At 67.6% G+C, this 14,322-nt stretch carries 17 protein-coding genes; 5 read left to right on the top strand and 12 right to left on the bottom strand.

From position 1 onward, the window contains the following. The first annotated feature begins 114 nt into the window (after nt 1-114). Together AC5P98_RS12705 and AC5P98_RS12700 are read left to right on the top strand one after the other, a co-directional pair. On the top strand, nt 115-888 hold the full coding sequence (locus tag AC5P98_RS12705; protein ID WP_032962058.1) for an NAD kinase: 774 nt from the start codon (nt 115-117) through the stop codon (nt 886-888). 47 nt (nt 889-935) lie between these two features. After that, a complete protein-coding gene (locus AC5P98_RS12700; RefSeq protein WP_005410242.1) occupies nt 936-1,880 on the top strand; it encodes a 5'-nucleotidase in 945 nt (314 codons plus the stop codon). A 171-nt stretch (nt 1,881-2,051) separates the two neighbouring features. On the opposite strand, the gene AC5P98_RS12695 is transcribed toward AC5P98_RS12700, so the two are convergent. The 12 genes from AC5P98_RS12695 to asnS all read right to left on the bottom strand — a co-directional run bounded on the left by AC5P98_RS12695 (nt 2,052) and on the right by asnS (nt 12,593). Continuing rightward, nucleotides 2,052-2,603, bottom strand: a complete 552-nt coding sequence (locus tag AC5P98_RS12695; RefSeq protein ID WP_014647672.1) for a DUF2939 domain-containing protein — start codon at nt 2,601-2,603, stop codon at nt 2,052-2,054. 42 nt (nt 2,604-2,645) lie between these two features. After that, nucleotides 2,646-3,626, bottom strand: a complete 981-nt coding sequence (locus tag AC5P98_RS12690; RefSeq protein ID WP_049408572.1) for an aldo/keto reductase — start codon at nt 3,624-3,626, stop codon at nt 2,646-2,648. After that, entirely contained in the window at nt 3,626-4,312 is a 687-nt protein-coding gene (locus tag AC5P98_RS12685) for a DUF2461 domain-containing protein (RefSeq protein ID WP_049408575.1), read from the bottom strand. The genes AC5P98_RS12690 and AC5P98_RS12685 overlap by 1 nt, the downstream gene beginning before the upstream one ends. Beyond that, nucleotides 4,309-5,748, bottom strand: coding sequence for an exodeoxyribonuclease I (sbcB, locus tag AC5P98_RS12680; RefSeq protein WP_049408577.1), 1,440 nt, complete (start codon nt 5,746-5,748; stop codon nt 4,309-4,311). The genes AC5P98_RS12685 and sbcB overlap by 4 nt, the downstream gene beginning before the upstream one ends. Beyond that, entirely contained in the window at nt 5,748-7,115 is a 1,368-nt protein-coding gene (locus tag AC5P98_RS12675; RefSeq protein ID WP_014647668.1) for an FAD-dependent oxidoreductase, read from the bottom strand. The genes sbcB and AC5P98_RS12675 overlap by 1 nt, the downstream gene beginning before the upstream one ends. Nucleotides 7,116-7,146: 31 nt before the next feature. Then, entirely contained in the window at nt 7,147-8,421 is a 1,275-nt protein-coding gene (kynU, locus tag AC5P98_RS12670) for a kynureninase (RefSeq protein WP_014647667.1), read from the bottom strand. Nucleotides 8,422-8,624: 203 nt separating this feature from the next. Beyond that, nucleotides 8,625-9,146, bottom strand: a complete 522-nt coding sequence (locus AC5P98_RS12665) for a 3-hydroxyanthranilate 3,4-dioxygenase (RefSeq protein ID WP_049408626.1) — start codon at nt 9,144-9,146, stop codon at nt 8,625-8,627. 19 nt (nt 9,147-9,165) lie between these two features. Beyond that, on the bottom strand, nt 9,166-9,828 hold the full coding sequence (gene can, locus AC5P98_RS12660; RefSeq protein ID WP_010480460.1) for a carbonate dehydratase: 663 nt from the start codon (nt 9,826-9,828) through the stop codon (nt 9,166-9,168). Between the two features lie 72 nt (nt 9,829-9,900). Continuing rightward, entirely contained in the window at nt 9,901-10,539 is a 639-nt protein-coding gene (locus AC5P98_RS12655) for an FMN-binding negative transcriptional regulator (protein ID WP_049419404.1), read from the bottom strand. A 7-nt stretch (nt 10,540-10,546) separates the two neighbouring features. Next, on the bottom strand, nt 10,547-10,861 hold the full coding sequence (locus AC5P98_RS12650) for a hypothetical protein (RefSeq protein WP_006453002.1): 315 nt from the start codon (nt 10,859-10,861) through the stop codon (nt 10,547-10,549). A gap of 7 nt (nt 10,862-10,868) precedes the next feature. Continuing rightward, nucleotides 10,869-11,168 (bottom strand): hypothetical protein, encoded by a 300-nt coding sequence (locus AC5P98_RS12645; protein ID WP_049408582.1) that lies wholly within the window; start codon nt 11,166-11,168, stop codon nt 10,869-10,871. 30 nt (nt 11,169-11,198) lie between these two features. Beyond that, nucleotides 11,199-12,593 (bottom strand): asparagine--tRNA ligase, encoded by a 1,395-nt coding sequence (gene asnS / locus AC5P98_RS12640; protein WP_014647663.1) that lies wholly within the window; start codon nt 12,591-12,593, stop codon nt 11,199-11,201. Nucleotides 12,594-12,721: 128 nt separating this feature from the next. On the opposite strand from asnS, the gene AC5P98_RS12635 reads away from it, so the two are divergent. From AC5P98_RS12635 to rpsF, 3 genes are all read left to right on the top strand, one after another. Continuing rightward, complete coding sequence (locus AC5P98_RS12635; RefSeq protein WP_046431542.1) at nt 12,722-13,060, top strand: HesB/IscA family protein; 339 nt, start codon at nt 12,722-12,724, stop codon at nt 13,058-13,060. Between the two features lie 94 nt (nt 13,061-13,154). Further along, entirely contained in the window at nt 13,155-13,697 is a 543-nt protein-coding gene (locus tag AC5P98_RS12630; RefSeq protein WP_049408585.1) for a CbrC family protein, read from the top strand. A 185-nt stretch (nt 13,698-13,882) separates the two neighbouring features. Beyond that, on the top strand, nt 13,883-14,320 hold the full coding sequence (rpsF, locus tag AC5P98_RS12625) for a 30S ribosomal protein S6 (protein WP_006452997.1): 438 nt from the start codon (nt 13,883-13,885) through the stop codon (nt 14,318-14,320). Nucleotides 14,321-14,322 lie beyond the last annotated feature (2 nt).

Raw genomic sequence — 14,322 nt, 5'->3', positions numbered from 1 at the left:
GGGTAGTGCCGGCCGCTGGCCGGCAACCGCATGGACCACAATCGGGTGCAGCTGCCGGCCAGCGGCCGGCACTACCGGGTATGCTCTTGCTGGCACACCCACCCGGATCCACCGATGAGCGACACCCCCCGCATCGCTTTCCTGGCCAGCGCCACCGAACCTGCACAGATGGCCCGCGCCGCGATGGTCTCGCGTTATGGCGATCACGCGCCGGAGCAGGCCGACGTGCTGTGTCCGCTGGGGGGCGACGGCTTCATGCTGCAGACCCTGCACCGGCATGGGCACCTGGGCAAGCCGGTGTTCGGCATGAAGCTGGGCACCGTCGGCTTCCTGATGAACCAGTACCGTGGCGACGACGACGTGCAGGCCCGCATTGCGCGTGCCGAACCGGCCAACCTGCGCCCGCTGGAAATGGTGGCGCTGACCGAGTCGGGCACCAGTACCGGTTCGCTGGCCTACAACGATGTCTCGCTGCTGCGCCAGACCCGGCAGGCCGCGCATATCGGCATCGACCTCAACGGCCAGGAACGCGTGGCCGAGCTGATCGGTGACGGCGTGCTGGTGGCCACCCCGGCGGGCAGCACCGCCTACAACTATTCCGCGCATGGCCCGGTATTGCCGCTGGGCTCGCACACCATCGCGCTGACGCCGTTGGCCCCGTACCGGCCGCGTCGCTGGCGCGGGGCGATCCTCAAGGCCGATACCGAGGTGCGCTTCCGCGTGCTCGATCCGTACAAGCGCCCGGTCAGCGTCACGGCGGATTCGCACGAGACCCGCGACGTGGTCGAGGTGACCATCCGCGAGTCGAAGGACCGCCGCGTGACCCTGCTGTTCGACCCGGAGCACAACCTGGAAGACAGGATCCTGAGCGAACAGTTCGTTTTTTGAGGACAATGGGCGGCCGGCCCCGCCGACCGCTTGAAGGACCCCCACCGATGGGCGACAACTCCCCCCGTTTGCTGACCGTCGCGGTGACCTCGCGCGCGCTGTTCGACCTCGAGGAAAGCCATGCGCTGTTCGAAAGTGATGGCGTGGCGGCCTACGCCGAATTCCAGCGCCAGCACGAGGACGATATCCTCGGCCCCGGCGTGGCCTTCCCGGTGGTGCGCAAGCTGCTGGCGCTGAACCAGGGCGCCAGCCCGGAGAACCCGCGGGTCGAGGTGATCCTGCTGTCGCGCAACTCGGCCGATACCGGCCTGCGCATCTTCAATTCGATCCAGCACTATGGGCTGGGCATCATCCGCGCGACCTTCACCGCCGGCGAGCCGACCTGGCCGTACGTGAAGCCGTTCGGTACCGACCTGTTCCTGTCGGCCAACCCCGAATCGGTGCGCAGCGCGCTGCGTCATGGCATCGCGGCGGCAACCATCCTGCCCAAGCCGCCGGGCGAGACCGCTGCGGCAGCCGCCGACCAGATCGATACTGGTCGCCCGGCCGGCCAGCTGCGCATCGCCTTCGATGGTGACGCGGTGATCTTCGGTGACGAGAGCGAGCGCATCTCGCGCGAGCAGGGCGTGGAAGCGTTTGGCCGCCACGAGCGCGAGCGCGCCCGCGAGCCGCTCAGTGGCGGTCCCTTCCGTGGCTTCCTGTCGGCCCTGCATACGCTGCAGGAAGTGTTCCCGGCCGGCGAGAGCGCGCCGATCCGTACCGCGCTCGTTACCGCGCGTTCGGCACCGGCGCATGAGCGGGTGATCCGCACCCTGCGCGAGTGGGGCGTGCGCCTGGACGAGGCACTGTTCCTGGGCGGCCGTCACAAGGGCCCGTTCCTGCAGGCCTTCGGTGCCGACATCTTCTTCGACGATTCGCAGCACAACATCGACAGCGCCCGCGAGCATGTGGCCGCCGGCCACGTGCCGCACGGCGTCGCCAACGAGGGGTAGGGCGGACTCGACCGGTAGGTGCCAACCGTTGGTTTGCACTGCCTAGGACCCATGCCCACCAAGGTGGGCATCTACCACAGCCACATGCCCACCAAGGTGGGCATCTACCAGAGCCACATGCCCCGGTAGTTGCCAACCTTGGTTGGCGCTGCCGTCAGGCCACGGGTCCGATCAAGGGCTGCCCGACATTCCCAGCTGCAGGTCCACCACCTTCCAGCGCAGGCCCTGCGGCTCCAGCACCACCTTCAACGGTGGCTGGCCGGGGCCGCGATCGACGTCGATCACGAATCGGTCCAGTGCCTCGAAATGATGCTCGGCATGCTTCAGCGGCCGCGCCGGTTCGGTCGCACCGAAGGCATCGCCGCCCTGCAGTTCATTGCGGCCACGCTTCCACAGCACGTGGCCCTGCAGCATCGCGCCGATCCCGGTCGGGGTCACCATGGTCTCCACTGCGGCACCGCCAAGCTGGTCGCCCAGCCCATAGAGCAGGGCGCCGAACGGGCTGGATGCCACGTCGGGGCCGGCCTGGCGCACCAGGTAGTCGTTGAGCTGCGCACGCAGGCTGCTGCGCACGCGCGGGAAGTCGACGTAACGCTCCAGGCGGGCGGTGTCGCGCTGCTCGATGGCCTTGGACAGGCCATTGACGGTCATGTAGGGGCCGCCGAACCACCAGGCCGCGACGGCCAGGACCAGCAGCACAATGAGTGCGGTGAGTTTCTTCATGCCGACCAGACTGCCGCAATGGCGGCAGTGCCGGGTGAAGACTCAATGACTGGGCGAGCCACGGCCGTCACCGAAGGCATCGACCAGCTGTTGCCGTTCGGCCGGGGTCAGCGCTTCCAGCCGCGTCGCCAGCACCTCGTCGAGGCTGCGGGTACGGGTGGTGCCAAGGATGCCGCTGGCCACGCCGGGATGGCCCAGCGCATAGGCGAAGGCGGTCTGGGCCGGGCGTTGGCTGCGGATCGCGGCCACTGCCCGGCGCATCTGGCGGGCACTGCGCATCAGCTGGCGGCTGCTGGGCTTCAGCCAGGCGCGCGCCAGGTACCAGCCATCGGCCAGCCGTGGCAGGCGCGGGCGCGCGGGCAGCAGGTGGCCCTGCGCCAGCACGGTCCCGGCCAGCACGCCGATGCCCACCGCCTGCAACTGGTCGATCAGCGGTTCGCGGTCCTGCTGCAGGGCGTTGTAGTCCAGCAGCACCACATCGAAGGCGTCGGGATGGGCGATCATCCAGCGCAGGGTCGAGGCCGAGTGGGTGTTGATGCCGGTGTGCCGGATCAACCCGCGTTCGCGCAGGCGCTGCAGCGCGGCCAGCAGGTCGTCGTTGATGTCGTGCTCGCTGGCGCCATGCAACTGGTAGATATCCAGGTGATCCAGGCCGAGATTGCGCAGCGAAGCCTCGCAGCTGGCGGTGATGGCTGCCGGCGAGAAATTGCGTTGCTCGGCGCCGCTGACGCCGGCCTGGCCGGTCAGCGTGCCGCCCTTGCTGGAAATCACCAGCGCGTCGCGCGGGTATTGTTTCAGCAACGGGCGCAGGATGCGGCCCAGCCGCGGCTCGGCGTGGAAACCGGAGTAGTTGTGGCCGGTGTCCAACAGGTTCACGCCCTGTGCCAGTGCATGCTCGACCACGTTCGCGGCCGATTGTTCCGGGAATCGGCGATGCCCCCAGAAGCCGGAACAGCCCAGGCCCACCGGCGAAACCGCCAGGCCGGTGCGGCCCAGCGTTCGGCGTTGCTGTGCCAATGGCATCAGAATTCCAGGTCCAGCGCCGCGCACAGGTAGTCGACGAACGGGCCGAGCGCGGCCAGATCCTTGCCCAGCGTGGACAGCAGGCGCGGACCGGTCATGGTGGCGTCGTCCAGCGAGCGCCACATCACCCAGTTGCGGTGCTTGAGGTCGTCGATGAACTCGAAGTCGGCGGGGAAGCCACGCGGCGGACGCACCAGCTTTTCGCTCTCCTCGAAATCGAAGCGCTTGCGTAGGGCCGGTGCGTGCGCGGCGGCCTTCCAGCTGCCCGGGTTGTCGAGGATGAAGTGGCGCACGCGGCGCTGGGTTTCCGGTTCCGGATGCCACAGGCCGGCACCGACGAAGCTCTCGCCCGGCTGCAGGTGCACGTAGAACGAAGGCGCGGCTACTTCACGGCGGCGCTCATGGAACAGGCGCGCGCCCTGCCAGGTCTTGTACGGTGACTTGTCGTTGGAGAAGCGCGCGTCGCGGTGGATGCGGAACAGCGAGCCGCCGACGCCGCGCGTATCGGCACGGAAGTGTTCGCTGACCTCGGCCAGGGCCGGTTGCAGGTCGCCCAGCAGGCGCAGGAACGGCTGCCGTACGTGGTCTTCATACTGCTGGCGGTGGTCGTTGAACCAGGCCTTGTCGTTGTGCCGCGCCAGGCTGCGCAGGAACCTGAAACTGGCGTCCGAGAAGTAGGTGCTCACAGCGTCTCCTGCAGGTGCTGGCCCCAGTCGCGCAGCGATTGCAGCAGGGCCTGGCGCCGCGCGTCGTCGGGCGCTTCGGCGGCCAGTGCATCGAGCTGCTGCTGGTACTGGGGCAGGTTGAGTTCGCCCAGCCCGCCGTCGCCGAGCAGGCGCTGGCGGCGGTAATCCTGCCAGCGCTGGCGTTCCGCCGGCGCGAGGCTGTCGGGGTGGTTGCGCGCGCGGTAGCGGAACAGCAGCTCCGGCAGGCGCGGGTCGCGGAAACGGCCTTCCAGCGCGGCCAGCTGCTCGGGCGCGGTGGTGCGTGCCAGCGCAAGCAGCGGTTTGTCGCCGTTGCCGAGGAAACCGTCGTACAGCGAGGCATCGACGTCGGCCACGGTGGCGACGCGGGGCTGGTTGTAGACCTGGCGCGCCTTCTCGGCCAGCTGCGGGGCGAACGCGCGCAGCCGTTCCACCTTGGCCTCGATCGCGGCCACGTCCAGGCCGAGGCGCGCGTGGTCATCGGCGCGCAGGTGGTTCCAGGCGATCAGCGCTGGCACCTTGTTCAGATGCACTTCCTTCAGCGGCACCCGCGCCACGCCTTCGGGCAGCTCGCTGGCGCGCAGGTAAAGGCGCTGTGCGATCACCTCGGCCGGCAGTGCCAGCAGGTCGTCGATGTCACCGTCCAGGTCGAACACGATCACCCGGTTGTTGATGGTGGGGTGCACGGCCAGCGGCAGTACTGGCGCCGCGCACAGGCGACTGGCCGGGTAGCGCATGGAAATGTGCAGTACCGGCTTCATCGCGGCCACGTCCAGCAGGCCGCCGACGAAGCGCTTGTCACGCAGCTTCAGCGCGTACTCCCACAGGCGCGGCTGCGACTGCTTGAACAGGCGTGCCATGCCGATGGTGGCACGTACGTCGGACAGCGCTTCGTGCGCATCGCCCTCGCGCACGTTGTTGGCCTCGGCCAGGTGCTCGAGCTTGAACGAGGTGGCGCCGTCCTCGCGCAGCGGCCACTGGATGCCGTCCGGGCGCATCGCGCGCATCAGGCGCAGCATGTCCAGCAGGTCCCAGCGCGAATTGCCGTTGCGCCACTCGCGCTCGTACGGGTCGTGGAAATTGCGGAACAGCCCGTAGCGGACGAATTCATCGTCGAAGCGCAGCGTGTTGTAGCCCAGCGCGCAGGTGCCGGGGCGCGACAGCTGTTCGTTGATGCGGTCGAAGGCCTCGGCCTCGCTGATGCCCTCGGCCAGGGCCTGCTGCGGGGTGATGCCGGTAACCAGGGTGGCCATCGGCGAGGGCAGCAGGTCATCGGCCGGGCGCACGAAGAAGCTGACTGGCGTATCGATCTCGTTGAGGTCGGCATCGGTACGGATCGCGGCGTACTGCGAGATGCGCGTGCGCCGCGGGTCCTGGCCGAAGGTTTCCAGGTCGTAGAACAGGAAGCTGTCGGCCATCAGTGCGCGCCCTCCAGGACCGGCAGCTGCGCGTGGATCTGCGCTTCCAGCGCGGCCCAGTCGATGTTGTCCAGTGAATCGTGACCGGTGGTGGCGGCCACCAGCATGTCGCGTTGCAGTTCGGTGCGGCGCAGCGCCTCGGCGTACGGTGTGTGCAGGAAGGTGACCATCGTGTAGTGCGGCACGAAGCGGGTCGGCCAGCGCCGCTGCAGTTCCTGCTCCAGTTCGCGCTGCAGCAGGAACGCAGGATCGGCGACACGGTCGCGCATCTCCAGGTAGTTCTCCAGCGCCATCTGCTGGATGGCACGTGCATTCGGCTTGCGCTCGGCTTCGAACGCGGCGAACGCGCCTTCCAGGTCATCCGCTTCCATCAGGTGCCGGGCCAGCGCAACGCAGTCCTCGAACGCGCAGTTCATGCCCTGGCCGTGGAACGGCACCATCGCATGCGCGGCATCGCCGATCAGTACGGCGCGACCGTGCTGGTGCCAGCGCTCCAGGGTGAGCGTGCCGAGCAGCCCCGGCGGGTGCTGTTCCCAGTCCGCGCGCAGGTTCGGGATCAGCGGCAGGGTGTCGGCGAACTCCCGCGCGAACAGCGCCTCGGCCTGCGCGCCGGTGTTGACCGTGGCGAAGCTGGGATCGCCCTGGTTGGGCAGGAACAGGGTGACGGTGAAGGTGCCTTCGTGGTTGGGCAGGGCGATGCACATGTAATGGCCGCGTGGCCAGATGTGCAGCGCATTGCGCTCGATGCGGAAGCTGCCATCGGCGGCCGGTGGGATCTCCAGCTCCTTGTAGGAGTGGTCGAGGAAGGCGATGTCCTCGCCCAGCGGGGCACGGCGGTTCATCGCCGCGCGCAGGGCCGAACCGGCGCCGTCGGCACCGATCAGGGTGTCGAAGCGGATGTCGTGCGGGCTGTCGTCGCGGTCATCGATGAAACGCGCGTAACCGGCGTCGAAATCAACGGTGTGCAGGCGCCGATGGAAGTGCACGGTGGCGCCGGCCTGCTCGGCCAGTTCCAGCAACGTGGTGTTCAGATCGCTGCGGTGGATCGACCAGATCACTTCGCTGTCATCACGGCCATAGCGCTGCAGCTGCGGTTCGCCGTCGCGGGGGTGCACCATGCGGCCGCGCATCATCACCGCGCGTGCCATCACTTCGTCCTCCACACCCGCTTGGCGCAGCGCATTGCGCCCACGCTCGGCCAATGCCAGGTTGATCGAGCGGCCACTCTCGTAATCAGCCACGCGCGGATCACCGCGGCGTTCGTACAGGGTGATGCGCCAGCCTTGCCGCGACAGCAGGATGGCCAGCAGGGACCCGGCCAGGCCGGCACCGATAATGCTCAACGAGCGGGAAGCATGTGCGATCAACGAACTGTCCAGCAGCAGGGGAGGGACCGGCTCAAAGGCCGGCCCAGGCTTCCACTTCCTCGACGAAGTGGTGCACGTCCAGGTAGCGGTTGTAGAGCGGGGTGGGCGAGATGCGGATCACGTCGGGTTCGCGCCAGTCGCCGAGCACACCGATGCCGCGCAGGTGCTCGAACAGTGCGCGGCCACGCTCGCGGCCACCGATCACGCGCAGCGACAACTGGCAGCCGCGGCGCTGCGGATCGGCCGGGGTGATGATGTCCAGCACCTGCGGCAGGCGCGCGCGCACCAGTGCTTCGAGCATGCCGGTGAGCGCCAGCGATTTGCTGCGCAGCGCCTCCATGCCGGCGCGCTCGAACAGGTCCAGCGAGGCACGCAGCGGTGCCAGGCCGAGAATCGGTGGATTGCTCAGCTGCCAACCCTCGGCGCCGATGGCCGGAGTGAACTGCGGCGCCATCTGGAAGCGGGTGGCTTCCTCATGGCCCCACCAGCCAGCAAAGCGTGGCAGGGTGGTGTCGCGGTGGTGGCGCTCGTGCACGAAGGCGCCAGCCACTGCGCCCGGGCCGCTGTTGAGGTACTTGTAATGGCACCACACGGCGAAATCGGGGGCCACGTCATGCAGGCGCAGCGGCAGGTTGCCGACCGAGTGCGCCAGGTCGAAGCCGATGCGTGCGCCCTGCAGGCGGGCGGCGCGGGTGATCGCATCGAGGTCGAAGGCCTGGCCGGTGCGGTACTGCACGCCAGGCCACAGCACCAGTGCCAGGCGCGGGCCGTGTTCGGTCATGGCGCGCTCGATGGCGTTCAGTGAAATCGTGCCGTTGGCTTCGTCCGGCTGCACTTCCACCAGGCACTCGGCCGGGTCGAAGCCATGGAAGCGGATCTGGGCTTCCACCGCGTGGCGATCGGTCGGGAACGCGCCGGCTTCCATCAGGATCACCGGGCGCTGCGTGGTCGGCCGGTAGAAGCTGACCATCATCAGATGCAGGTTTACGCTCAGCGTGTTCATCGCCACCACTTCGCTGGGCAGCGCGCCAACCACGCGGGCCAGCTGCGCGCTCACCAGGCGGTGGTAGGACAGCCATTGCGTCGGGCCGGTGAAGTGGCCTTCCACCGCCAGTTCGCCCCACTGCTTCATCACTTCCTGCACCGCTGCCTGCGCGCCGCGCGGCTGCAGGCCCAGCGAGTTGCCCACGAAGTAGGTCTGCTCGCCGCCCTCATGGCGCGGAATCAGGAATTCACTGCGCAGCGGGCGCAGCGGATCGGCGGCGTCCAGGGCGATGGCGTGGGTGCGGCTGAGCAGGTCGGACATGGTCGGGCAACAGGCTGCAACGGGACCGCCAGTGTAGCGCCTGGGGCATGGCCCGGTAGCAGCCGGCCCGGCACCAGCGCCGTGTGATCCGGTAGTCGCCAACCTTGGTTGGCGCACGTACAAGAAAGCGCCCACCAAGGTGGGCATCTACCAGGGCGGGAGCGAGCAAGCGCCCACCAAGGTGGGCGACTACCGTTCGGAACTCAGCCCACCGCCGGCGCCGGCAGCGGATCCACGTGCCCGCACTGGCTGCAGGTGCGCAGCTCCAGGCTGGCGTGGTAGCGCGCAAACACCTTGGGCAGGTCGGTCTCGATGTTCTGCAGCGGGAAGAACTCTTCGTGCAGCTTGTGGTTGCAGCGCTCGCAGTGCCAGATCACGCCGTCCATCTCGTGCGGCAGGCGCTTGCGCTCGACCACCAGGCCGATGCCACCGGGCGGGCGCCGCGGCGAGTGCGGAACCTTTGCCGGCAGCAGGAAGATCTCGCCGACGCGGATCGGGATGTCGCGCACCGCGCCGTCTTCCTGCACCTTCAGCACCATCTCGCCTTCGAGCTGGTAGAACCACTCGGGGCCTTCGTCGTAGTGATAGTCGGTGCGCGAATTCGGCCCGCCGACCACCATCACGATGAAATCGCCGTTGTCGATCATCTTGTTGCCCACCGGCGGCTTCAGCAGGTGGCGGTTCTCTTCGATCCAGGCGTGCAGGTTGATCGGCGAAGCGAGCATGATGGTCATCCGTAAGGGATCAGTCGCGCTTGCCCTTGCGCGGGATGTAGGACAGGGCCTTTTCATATGCAGGCTGCAGCTCTTCCTGCGAACCGACGTCGATGCCCATCTCGCGCACGCGTCCGTCCTTCAGGCTGTAGACCCAGCCATGCACCATCAGCTTCTGGCCGCGGGCCCACGCATCCTGCACGATGGTCGAGCGGCACAGGTTGGCCACCTGCTCGATCACGTTCAGTTCGCACAGGCGCGCGTGCTTGAGCTCATCGGTCTCGATCGCATCGAGGATGCCGGTGTGCTTCTGCATCACGTCACCGACGTGGCGCAGCCAGTTGTCGGCCAGGCCGACGCGGGTGTTGTGCAGGCACGCATGCACACCGCCGCAGCCGTAGTGGCCAACGATCAGGATGTGCTTCACCTTCAGCTGGTCCACCGCGTACTGCACCACGCTCAGGCAGTTCAGGTCGGTGTGCGCGACCACGTTGGCGACGTTGCGGTGCACGAACACTTCGCCCGGGGCCATGCCGATGATCTGGTTGGCCGGCACGCGCGAATCGGAGCAGCCGATCCACAGGTATTCCGGGTGCTGCTGCTTGGCCAGCTGGTGGAAGAACTCGGGGTCTTCCTTCTCGATCCGGTCGGCCCAGTCGCGGTTGTTCTGCAGCAGCTTGTGGATGTCTTTCATGTTCGGGTCCCTGGCGTCGGGTGGGGGCGCGCCGCAGCCGTCCGGCTGCGTCGTCGCGGGAATCTGCGGCGTTCAGTCGCTGCGGGCGGCCTGTTCGCGGTGCCAGCGCATCCACTGCGCCAACTCGGTGGAAGAGGGGGTGTCCAGCTGTTCCAGTGCCGCGATCACGGCGCGCTGGTTCGCGTCGGGATGGTTCTGGCTCAGCTTGAGCTTCATCTGCACATGTTCGACCTGGAAACGGAAGCCGACGATGGCGCGCAGCTCCGGGCCATGTTCGGCACGCGTGGCATCGAACTGCCAGGCCTTGCCGACGCTGGCTTCGAAGCGGTCGCTGATCGCGCCGACCAGCTCCGCCAGCGCACCGGCATCGTCGAAGGTCTGCAGCTGGCCACGCAGCTCGGCAGCAGCGTAGTTCCAGGTCGGTACCCGCGCGGCGGGCTCCTTGTCCGGATACCAGCTGGCCGAGACGTAACCGTGCGGTCCATCGACCAGCACCTTGGCCGCGCCGCTGTGGCGCGACTGCGGGTTGGCGCGGGCCCAGTGGCCGCGCAGTTCGATCTGGTCGCCGTCACGCCGGTACAGCACCGGCATCCGGGTCAGCTCCGGCAGGCCATCGCTGCCGGGGGTGAGCACGGTAACGAACGGGTCGCGCGCCAGCAGGCGGTCCAGCCAGAGCAGGTCGGTCTCGGCGAAGGCGCGCGGGGTGAACATGCAGGGGTCAGGCGCGCCCGCCGAGTGACTGGATCATGCGGCCACGCAGGCCCTCGTCGCTGTCGGCCTGCGGCGGCTGCACTTCGTGCAGGCTGAAGCCGCGCACCAGTGCGTCCTCCTCGTCCAGGCCGTCGTACTCGACGAACTCGGCGTCGAACAACTGCGAACGGGCGGTGTCTTCGCTGTCGTAGCTCAGCGTGTTGCCATCGCTGTCGAGCACTTCGGCAGTGCCGGCCGGGCGAACGCGCAGGCGCGCCCAGATGAGGGTGTTGCCGAGGCTGGCCAGCCACCAGCTGTCGCGCGAGGCGGTGATGTCATTCATGAGCGTATTACCAGAGCGAGGCCAGCCAGAGCAGGGCGGCCATGCCCAGTCCGGACAGCAGGGTCAGCAGCGATACCCAGGCCGGTGTCGCCAGCCCGGACAGCGAGCGGTCCGGTTGCTGCCGATAGTCGCGTCGCAGCAGCCAGGCCAGGGCATCGGGCTTGAGGAAGGCGCCGCTGCCGAAGCGCGCGGCGAGCGCCGGATGGCGGTCGCGCACGTGCACCAGGGTCAGCGGCCAGAAGATCACGAAGGCACTGAACCCGGCCACTGCAACGCCGACGAAACACAGGGCGAAGAACAGGGTCATGGGCGCGGTACCTCCGTGGTCGTGTGGGGCTTAGAAGTCCGCGCTGCCCGGCGCGCGCGGGTAGGGGATCGCATCGCGGATGTTGGACAGCCCGCAGACGTACACCACCAGGCGTTCGAAGCCCAGGCCGAAGCCGGCGTGCGGCACCGAACCATAGCGGCGGAAATCGCGGTACCAGCTGTAGTGCTCGCGATCCAGGCCGAACTGGGCCATGCGCGCGTCCAGCACGTCCAGGCGCTCTTCGCGCTGGCTGCCGCCGATGATCTCGCCGATGCCCGGGGCCAGCACGTCCATCGCGGCAACGGTCCTGCCGTCGTCGTTCAGGCGCATGTAGAAGGCCTTGATGTGCTCCGGATAGTTGGTCACCACCACCGGGCGGCCGACGTGTTCCTCGGTCAGCCAGCGCTCGTGCTCGGTCTGCAGGTCCAGGCCCCATTCAACCGGGAAGTCGAACTTCCTGCCGGACTTCTGCAGCAGGCTGACCGCGTCGGTGTAGTCGATGCGCTCGAACGGTGCGTTGATGAAGTCTTCCAGCTTGGTGATCGCGTTCTTGTCCACGCGCTCGGCAATGAAGGCCAGGTCGTCGCTGCGTTCGTTCAGCACTGCGCGGAACAGGTACTTCAGGAACTCCTCGGCCAGGCGCGCGTCTTCGGCCAGGTCGGCGAAGGCGATTTCCGGCTCGATCATCCAGAACTCCGCCAGGTGGCGGGTGGTGTGGCTGTTCTCGGCGCGGAAGGTCGGGCCGAAGGTGTAGACCTTGCTCAGCGCCAGGCAGTAAGCCTCGACGTTCAGCTGGCCGGACACGGTCAGGAAGGTTTCCTTGCCGAAGAAGTCGCGGCTGAAATCGATCGCGCCCTTCTCGTCACGCGGCAGGTTCACCATGTCCAGGGTGGACACACGGAACATCTGCCCGGCGCCTTCGGCGTCGGAGGTGGTGATGATCGGGGTGCTGATCCAGTTGAAGCCGTTCTCGTGGAAGAAGCGGTGCACGGCCTGGGCCAGGCAGTTGCGGATGCGGGTGACCGCGCCGAACAGGTTGGTGCGCGGACGCAGGTGCGCCACTTCGCGCAGGAACTCCGGCGACATCGGCTTGGGCTGGATCGGGTAGGTGAGCGGGTCTTCGACCCAGCCGACCACGTCCAGCGTGCTGGCCTGGATCTCGAACGACTGGCCCTTGCCCTGCGACTTCACCAGCGTGCCGGTGGCGATGACCGAGCAGCCGCTGGTCAGGCGCTTGATCTCATCGAAGTTGGCCAGGCTGTCGCCGGCCACGACCTGGATCGGGGCGAAGCAGGAGCCGTCGCTCACATTCACGAAGGCCAGATTCGCTGAACCGCGCACCGTGCGCACCCATCCGCGTACCGTGACTTCGCCGCCTTCCGGGATCTTCCCGGCAAGCGCATGTTCAACGCTGACCACCGTCATGACTTGAATCCTCTGCTGATCGACTCGATCTGTGAACACGGGAGTTTACCGGTTGCAGCGTTCTGCTTGCGAGGCATTTTTCGTGGCAACGGCTCCTTATAATGTCCCCGTACCTCTGGAGTAGCCCCATGGCCGTCAGCCTGACCCCCATTGCCTTCGAGCGCGTGCAGCGCTTCGTCGCCCAGACCCCCGGCGCGCTGGGCCTGCGTTTCGGCGTGACCAAGACCGGCTGCTCCGGCTGGGGCCACGTGACCGACCTGGCCCGCGAAGAGCGCGAGGGCGACACGGTGTTCGAGCAGGAGGGCGTGAAGATCTACGTCGACGCCAAGAGCCTGGCGCTGGTGGACGGCACCGTGATCGACTTCGGCAAGCATGGCCTGAGCGAGACCTTCACGTTCAGCAACCCGAACGCCACCGCCGAGTGTGGCTGCGGCGAGAGCTTCACCACCGACGCCGACAAGGCCTGAGGGCCGGCCACCGGGCATGGCCCGGCGCTGACCAGGCGTGCTCTGGTGGGCGCCGACCTTGGTCGGCACGCTGGGCTCGGCAGGGACCCCACGGATGGAACGACCGCTTTTCACCTATCACCCCAACGCCTACGACCTCTCCTTCGAAGAGGTCGAGGGGATCTGCGACTGCTGCGGCCAGGCGCGCGCACTGCGCTATCGCGGACCGTTCTATACCCGCCTGCGCCCGGATTACCTGTGCCCCTGGTGTATCGCCAATGGCAGGGCTGCGGCCAGTTACGAGGGCGAGTTCACCGGCTGGAGCGATATCGAGGGGGTATCCCCGGATCCGGCTGATCCGCCGCCGACCATCGCCCGTGAGCTGCTGCTGGAGATCTGCGAGCGCACCCCGGGCTACTCCTCCTGGCAGCAATCGGTCTGGTTGAGCCATTGCGAACGGCCCTGCGCCTTCCTCGGCTACGCCGGCAGCGACGATCTGCTGCCGATCCTCGACCAGGTCCGGCCGGACGTGGCGGCGGTCAATCCGCGCGACGCCGACTGGGTGCTGGAGCATCTGAGCCGGGACGGGATGATGGTCGGCTGCCTGTTCCAATGCCTGGAATGCGGCCAGCATCGTCTTCACGTCGATCTGGAATGAGCACGTGCCGGACATGGGCCGGCGCTCCCGTTCAGGTTGCCCGGTTTGCGCCCGGTTGCCCGGTGGCGCCGCTTGCCGCATAATGCGCGGCTTCCTGCCTTCCCGGCGGGAATCCTTGCCCCACCGCGGTCTCAACGGCGGGGGGCTGTCCGGCCGCAAGGCCACATCCGAAAGGTAGAAAAAACATGAGTCGTCATTACGAAATCGTGTTCATGGTCCACCCGGACCAGAGCGAGCAGGTCCCGGCCATGATCGAGCGCTACAAGTCGCTGGTCGAGAACGGCAACGGCACCATCCACCGTCTGGAAGACTGGGGCCGCCGCCAGCTGGCGTACCCGATCCAGAACCTGGTGAAGGCCCACTACGTGCTGATGAACATCGAAGCCGACCAGGCCGTTCTGAACGAACTGACCGAAAGCTTCCGCTTCAACGACGCCGTGCTGCGCAACCTGGTCATCAAGCGTGACGAGGCTGACACCGAGCAGTCGCTGATCATGAAGAGCAAGGACGAGAAGGGTGACAAGCCGGAGCGCGGTGAGCGCCGTCGTCGTGACGACGAAGAAGGCGAGTCCACCACCACCGCTGACAACGAAGCCGGCGACGACGCCGCTTCCGCCGCCTAAGG

The organism is Stenotrophomonas sp. YJH_SMC_135 (genome assembly GCF_059372355.1).
The sequence above is the reverse complement of the archived record's forward strand: the minus strand, read 5'-3'. Positions and strand labels throughout refer to the sequence as shown.

Excerpts from the sequence above, each read along its gene's own strand:
- AC5P98_RS12650 (WP_006453002.1), bottom strand. The coding sequence starts at position 10,861 with ATGAATGACATCACCGCCTCGCGCGACAGCTGGTGGCTGGCCAGCCTC.
- rpsF (WP_006452997.1), top strand. The coding sequence starts at position 13,883 with ATGAGTCGTCATTACGAAATCGTGTTCATGGTCCACCCGGACCAGAGC.
- kynU (WP_014647667.1), bottom strand. The coding sequence starts at position 8,421 with ATGTCCGACCTGCTCAGCCGCACCCACGCCATCGCCCTGGACGCCGCC.
- AC5P98_RS12690 (WP_049408572.1), bottom strand. The coding sequence starts at position 3,626 with ATGCCATTGGCACAGCAACGCCGAACGCTGGGCCGCACCGGCCTGGCG.
- AC5P98_RS12630 (WP_049408585.1), top strand. The coding sequence starts at position 13,155 with ATGGAACGACCGCTTTTCACCTATCACCCCAACGCCTACGACCTCTCC.
- AC5P98_RS12655 (WP_049419404.1), bottom strand. The coding sequence starts at position 10,539 with ATGTTCACCCCGCGCGCCTTCGCCGAGACCGACCTGCTCTGGCTGGAC.
- sbcB (WP_049408577.1), bottom strand. The coding sequence starts at position 5,748 with ATGGCCGACAGCTTCCTGTTCTACGACCTGGAAACCTTCGGCCAGGAC.
- AC5P98_RS12645 (WP_049408582.1), bottom strand. The coding sequence starts at position 11,168 with ATGACCCTGTTCTTCGCCCTGTGTTTCGTCGGCGTTGCAGTGGCCGGG.
- asnS (WP_014647663.1), bottom strand. The coding sequence starts at position 12,593 with ATGACGGTGGTCAGCGTTGAACATGCGCTTGCCGGGAAGATCCCGGAA.
- AC5P98_RS12700 (WP_005410242.1), top strand. The coding sequence starts at position 936 with ATGGGCGACAACTCCCCCCGTTTGCTGACCGTCGCGGTGACCTCGCGC.
- AC5P98_RS12635 (WP_046431542.1), top strand. The coding sequence starts at position 12,722 with ATGGCCGTCAGCCTGACCCCCATTGCCTTCGAGCGCGTGCAGCGCTTC.
- AC5P98_RS12705 (WP_032962058.1), top strand. The coding sequence starts at position 115 with ATGAGCGACACCCCCCGCATCGCTTTCCTGGCCAGCGCCACCGAACCT.
- AC5P98_RS12695 (WP_014647672.1), bottom strand. The coding sequence starts at position 2,603 with ATGAAGAAACTCACCGCACTCATTGTGCTGCTGGTCCTGGCCGTCGCG.
- can (WP_010480460.1), bottom strand. The coding sequence starts at position 9,828 with ATGAAAGACATCCACAAGCTGCTGCAGAACAACCGCGACTGGGCCGAC.
- AC5P98_RS12665 (WP_049408626.1), bottom strand. The coding sequence starts at position 9,146 with ATGCTCGCTTCGCCGATCAACCTGCACGCCTGGATCGAAGAGAACCGC.